The organism is Kaarinaea lacus (assembly GCF_975902315.1).
Window position 1 is genome coordinate 1 of record NZ_CDLKIE010000126.1, and the last position, 3,225, is coordinate 3,225.

A 3,225-nucleotide genomic window follows, 5' to 3' on the forward strand; every position below is an offset into this window, starting at 1 on the left:
GCGGCATGGTGGGCCTGCTGCTGGCCAACGCACTAGCGGATCACGGCCTGTCCATTGCCATGGTTGAAGCCGCACCGCAGGCACCCACATGGAACCAGCAGCAGTTTGATATGCGTGTGAGTGCCATTACGCGTGCATCACAACATATATTAGCAACACTGGGGGTATGGCAGGATATCGAAGCCATGCGCATCAGCCCGTTCCGCGAAATGTATGTCTGGGATAGCTCAGGTGATGGTGTTATTCATTTTGACAGCGCCGATATTGGTCAAGCCTGCCTGGGACATATCATTGAAAACAGTGCTATCCAAACCGCGCTATATAAGCACTTACAGACTTTCACTAACATCCAGTGGTTTCAACCAGCCACACCCACTGCACTCAATATCAGCCAGGACAATGTTACTTTATCCCTGGACAATCAAATTCAAATACGCGCCCGCTTAATCGTCGGTGCTGATGGTGGTCGCTCCTGGGTGCGAGAGCAAGCCGGTATTAGTATTCAGTCCACTGACTACAAACAAACGGCTGTTGTAGCTACCATTAAGACTCAACGCTATCACCAGGAAACTGCCTGGCAACGGTTTTTATCGACTGGGCCATTAGCTTTCCTGCCATTATCCGATGGTTATAGTTCTATTGTCTGGAGTACGACCCCTGACCACGCTGAATCATTGTTAGCGATGGATGATGACACATTCAAACAAACCCTGGCCGAAGGATTTGACAATAAACTGGGAGCGATAGTGGAAGCCAGCCCAAGAGCAAAGTTTCCCTTGCGCAGTCAACATGCAAAAAATTATGTTAAAAATCGGCTGGTACTTATTGGTGACGCCGCCCACACTATTCATCCCCTTGCAGGACAAGGCGTTAATCTCGGTTTCGCCGATGCCGCAACCCTGGCAGAGGTTCTCATTGATACCCAGAAAGCAGAAAAAGACATAGGAAGTTTCAAATCACTACGACGTTATGAGCGATGGCGCAAAGGAGATAACCTCGCTATGCTATCTGCGATGACGGGATTCAAGACCTTATTTAGCAACAACAACGTATTATTAAAATCATTACGCAATACCGGATTGAACCTGGCCAATAATATTGCGCCGGTTAAAAATGCCATCATCCGCCATGCGATGGGGCTGGAGGGCGATTTATCAAAACTGGCACGCTGCGAACGATTATAACGCACCCAATAACAACAGACTGCATTCTCGCAAAGAGTAATTTTATTCATGAAAATACTTAACCTTGCCGCCATCCTTGTCACGCTTGCGGCAATTTTCAGTTATATCAACCATCGTTATATTCGCCTGCCCACCACGATCGGTTTAATGCTGATTGCGTTGCTCATGTCAATGGCATTACTCATTATGGGTTACCTTGGCTTTACCAGTATTGAACAATACGCACAGGAAATATTAGCCAGCGTGGATTTTAATACCACGCTTATGCATGGCATGTTGAGCTTTCTATTGTTCGCAGGTGCGTTGCATGTCAACCTGAGTGACCTTGCCAATCAAAAATGGATAATAGCTATACTGGCAACTTTCGGTGTTACCTTATCCACGTTTTTAATTGGCGCAGCGACATGGTATGTACTGGGCTGGATGGGTATTCAACTGCCGTTTATCTATTGCCTGTTGTTTGGCGCACTAATTTCGCCCACTGACCCCATTGCCGTCATGGGCATATTGAAAATCGCGGGCGCACCAAAAACACTGGAAACCAAAATAGCCGGCGAATCACTCTTTAATGATGGAGTTGCCGTGGTAATTTTCCTTGTCTTGCTTTCCATAGCAACCAGTGACACAGAAATGACGGCGGGCCATGTAACTTTATTATTCGTTGAAGAAGCCGTAGGCGGTATTATCTATGGCCTGGTGATTGGTTTTATCACTTACTATATGCTCAAAAACGTGAACAATTACCAGGTCGAGATTCTGCTCACGCTGGCACTGGTTATGGGTGGCTATGCACTGGCTTTTGCAATCCACGTATCGCCGCCCCTGGCAATGGTGGTGGCAGGACTGATTATTGGCAACCAGGGTCGCCAATTTGCCATGTCAGAATACACCAGAGAGCATCTTGATACTTTCTGGGAATTAGTGGATGAAATATTAAATGCAGTATTGTTTGTACTGATCGGCCTTGAATTACTGGTACTGACTTTTATTGATGACTATCTGTTTGCCAGCCTGTTAATGATTCCTATTGTAATCATTGCCCGGTTCATTAGTGTCGGTTTACCCGTTGGAATTTTACGGTTCAAACGGGAGTTCAGCCCGCATGTCGTAAAAATTCTCACCTGGGGTGGTATTCGGGGTGGCATTTCCGTAGCGCTCGCCCTGTCATTACCCAACGGCGCGGAGCGAGAACTAATCCTTTCTTTGACCTATGTAGTGGTCATCTTTTCAATCGTGGTACAGGGCTTAACGATTGGTAAACTGGTGCGCGCCAGTGCTGCATCATAAACCGGTTCAACGTTTTTCATTTAACTGGTAAGGCACCACATTTTCCTGCTCATTGGGATCGTCGCGCACCACAATGCCGATCGCTGTCTCCGTATTACTAAGATTTATCGGTTGATGCGGAAGGTTAGGTGGAATAAACACGAAATCCCCAGTTTCATTGATTACGGATTTCTTGAGCCCTTCCCCGTAGCGAGTTTCCACTCGCCCCTGCAGCACATAAATCCCGGTCTCAAAATCCTTGTGATAGTGTGGCTCCGCCCTGGCGCCAGGGGGAATCACTACCAGGTTCATGGACAGGTGTTTCGCACCCACGGTGTTGCGTGAAATCCCCAGGAAATAAGGCAATTGTTGCCGGGTGAGCACCTCCTGAGAGGGTCGCACAGTAACGATTTCGGTGCCGTATTCAGCCGTTGTTGTATTTACTCCACTATCATATTCGTCCATTACAAACGCTCCTGGTTACGCCAATAAAATGGATTCGGTTCGATTCAACATCTTTTTCACTTTTCTCCGGCCACTCATTTTTTTCAAAAAAGTAGTTGATAATCTAAATGAGAATCATTATCATTTGCATTAAGAACTATCATTAATATTATTAAGGAAACCAGATAACCATGAACTTCGTCGTCCGCTCCCTCGCCCTTACAGCACTATTAATTGTTAGCCAGATCATTCAAGCTGCTGATTCTATTGTAGTTTATTCCGGTCGCAGCGATAAGTTTGTGAAACCTGTTATCAATGAATTTAGCAAACA

3 protein-coding genes are annotated in these 3,225 nt (G+C 46.3%); 2 read left to right on the plus strand and 1 reads right to left on the minus strand.

Going from position 1 to position 3,225, the window contains the following annotated elements; translation table 11 throughout:
• A partial coding sequence (locus ACWVCM_RS03505; RefSeq protein WP_455200324.1) for a UbiH/UbiF/VisC/COQ6 family ubiquinone biosynthesis hydroxylase occupies positions 1-1,184 on the plus strand: 1,184 nt, incomplete at its 5' end.
• 48 nt (positions 1,185-1,232) lie between these two features.
• Complete coding sequence (locus ACWVCM_RS03510; protein WP_455200325.1) at positions 1,233-2,471, plus strand: cation:proton antiporter; 1,239 nt, start codon at positions 1,233-1,235, stop codon at positions 2,469-2,471.
• A 6-nt stretch (positions 2,472-2,477) separates the two neighbouring features.
• On the opposite strand, the gene ACWVCM_RS03515 is transcribed toward ACWVCM_RS03510, so the two are convergent.
• Positions 2,478-2,915, minus strand: a complete 438-nt coding sequence (locus tag ACWVCM_RS03515) for a cupin domain-containing protein (RefSeq protein WP_455200326.1) — start codon at positions 2,913-2,915, stop codon at positions 2,478-2,480.
• Positions 2,916-3,225: the final 310 nt, after the last annotated feature.